Raw genomic sequence first — 2,517 nt, forward strand, 5'->3', positions numbered from 1 at the left:
GATGAAAGAATAAACTAGAAAACAAGCGGCTGAGACAAAAATGTCCTAGCCGCTTGTTTTGGAAAGATGGATGCAGACGATGGGATTTGAACCCACACGAGCATACGCTCACAAGAACCTCAATCTATATATAACTACATGTATTTAAGTATTTGTGATGAATCACTAAACTTTCCAAACTCATTTGAGGGATATTGCTTAAAGATTGAACAGATCAATTCGAAGCCCTATTAGTATTCGCTCAATGGGGGGATCAGAGGCCATAAAAAGAGACTAGTCATTACTAGTCTCAGGTAGCGGAATTGTAGGATTTTAAACGTTCCTGGAGAGTACCGGTATGTAACTCGAAGAGGTGATTATCATAGTCGTAAAAGTAAATTGAAGAAGCCTCGCCTTTCACACGAGAACGTCCTGGTTCGACAGTTAAACCTAACATTTGGATTTTTGAGACAAACGAATCTATATCTTGTTCGTCAATTTTAAAAGCAATATGATTGTATGTCTTTGGCAGTTTATTCGACGAATTCTGCATTACTGCAATCCATAGGTCCTTAACTAAGAAAAATTTTTCTGGATATAATGAAAATTTTTTTGTTGACTATCGTAGATTTCTTTTGCATCAAATAAGGTATTTAACAATTAAGTATTTAAAAGATAACTTTTAAGTTATCTTTAAGTAATGCTTAAAGCTATGTTATACTCTATTAGGAAATATAAGAAGGAGTATAAAAATGAACAAACATAATAGAAAAATAACGAATAACAAAGAACTGATCTTGTTACTAATAGGGATTTGGGGTATCTTTTTACTCTTTAATATGTATATGCCGACTATGAGAGCGGATGACGTAGTTTATGCAAGTAGATTAGATGAACTTGGCTATTTGGGTGCTTCGATAGAACATTATAAGACATGGAGTTCAAGAATTATTATAGAACTATTCTTAATGTTCTTTTCTAAACACTTTATGCTATGGAAATTATTAAATTCTACGATTATGTTAGGAATTGTAGTATTACTTTGCAAGTATGTTTTTGAGAAAATAAATGTTAAAAATTTATTATTGGTTTGCTCTATATACTGTTTAATACCATTGACAGTAATGGGGGAAACCGGTTGGAGAGCAACCACCTTGAACTATCAGTGGCCAGTAGCATTTAGTTTACTAACTTTTTATCCGTTTTTTCAACTCTTAAGAGGAGAAGAAATAAATAGAAAAATATATTGGGTAAGTATTCCTTTATTGATATTTTTAACTAATCAAGAACAAGTCAACGCCTGTTTTTTTGTTCTAACAAGTATAGTTAGTTTATATTTGATTGTCAATGGACGATATAATTATAAGTTATCAGTATTTTCAATAATAAGCTTAGCAGAATTAATTTTCTCTTTGACAACTCCAGGGAATGCATTACGTGCTGCACATGAAATTAATAAATGGTTTCCTGAATATAAAAATTTCAACTTTCTTAATAAGTTAGATTTAGGTATTTCATCATTTGGAAAGCCGTTTTTTTTAGACATGAATATCTTATTTTTATTGCTATTTTTCTTAATTTTCCTTCTAACATATAGGAAATGTCAAAACTATTATGTGCGTATATTGACTGCATTACCGTTTTTCTTAAACCTGATTATTTATTTTGGTAATACAATGGGTCAAAGCTTTACTTACGTCAATGGAAATAAAAGGGCAATGATTTGGAGTAGTAGTAACCTGAATAATCTCTTTACAGAGTTAGGAACGAAACTGTCACTTTTTTATCCAGGTACTTGGATAGCTACTTTAGTAGTCTTGGCATTATTACTATGTTTAATTGTTGGAATTTATTTAAGTTTTGACAATAAGAAAACTTCTATTTTTTTAGTTATTTTGATGATAATGGGATTTTGTTCAAGGTTAATTATGGGATTTTCTCCCACAGTATGGGCTTCCGGAATGCGGACGTACTATATACTTTATGTTGTTATCGCCATCTTAGTACTAATGGCAGTTAAAGAGCTAATGAAAAGCATGAGTGTACAAAAAAATGAATTTATGCAATTTGGATTAACCGTGCTTGGTATTTGTACCTTTATAATAACGGTGATAAACAGATAATATACAAAAAATCCCTCGCTTTAGTATTAGGTGAGGGATTTTACTCGTTTTTCGATTAATTGTTTTAACACTTGCAAGTTTCTACGAGTAGCTTGTTTCCGACCTTCATATACTCACCTCAGGCTGTTTACATGATTGTACGTTCTTTTTGTAAAGGATACAGTGATATGTATATAATGGCATAAAGAAACGTTCAAACAAAAAAACTCGTGAAGCAAAATTAACTTCACGAGTTGTAGTGCAGATGATGGGACTCGAACCCACACGAGCTAACGCTCACATGACCCTCAATCATGCTTGTCTGCCAATTCCAACACATCTGCGTAATAATAACACACTAATGATAGCGAGGTTTTACATAGTTGTCAAGCTCAAAAATGGGAGGACTTATTAAGATGGAGAAATATGACGGAGA

1 protein-coding gene, 1 tRNA gene and 1 pseudogene are annotated in these 2,517 nt (G+C 32.3%); 1 reads left to right on the forward strand and 2 read right to left on the reverse strand.

Features of this window, described 5'->3' with window-relative positions; genetic code table 11:
- Window positions 1-289: 289 nt before the first annotated feature.
- Window positions 290-553, reverse strand: a pseudogene (locus tag Q0977_RS18125) (FosX/FosE/FosI family fosfomycin resistance thiol transferase); the annotation flags it as partial.
- Between the two features lie 178 nt (window positions 554-731).
- Between Q0977_RS18125 and Q0977_RS18130 the strand changes: the two are divergent.
- Window positions 732-2,102 (forward strand): DUF6056 family protein, encoded by a 1,371-nt coding sequence (locus Q0977_RS18130; RefSeq protein WP_002295438.1) that lies wholly within the window; start codon window positions 732-734, stop codon window positions 2,100-2,102.
- 239 nt (window positions 2,103-2,341) lie between these two features.
- Here the strand turns inward: Q0977_RS18130 and Q0977_RS18135 are convergent.
- Window positions 2,342-2,425: transfer RNA gene (locus Q0977_RS18135), tRNA-Leu, on the reverse strand.
- Window positions 2,426-2,517 lie beyond the last annotated feature (92 nt).

It is taken from the genome of uncultured Rummeliibacillus sp. (assembly GCF_934216135.1).
Taxonomy (GTDB): domain Bacteria; phylum Bacillota; class Bacilli; order Bacillales_A; family Planococcaceae; genus Rummeliibacillus.

Bases quoted from the DNA above. Each gene is read 5' to 3' on its own strand.
- Q0977_RS18130 (WP_002295438.1), top strand. From the start codon at position 732: ATGAACAAACATAATAGAAAAATAACGAATAACAAAGAACTGATCTTG.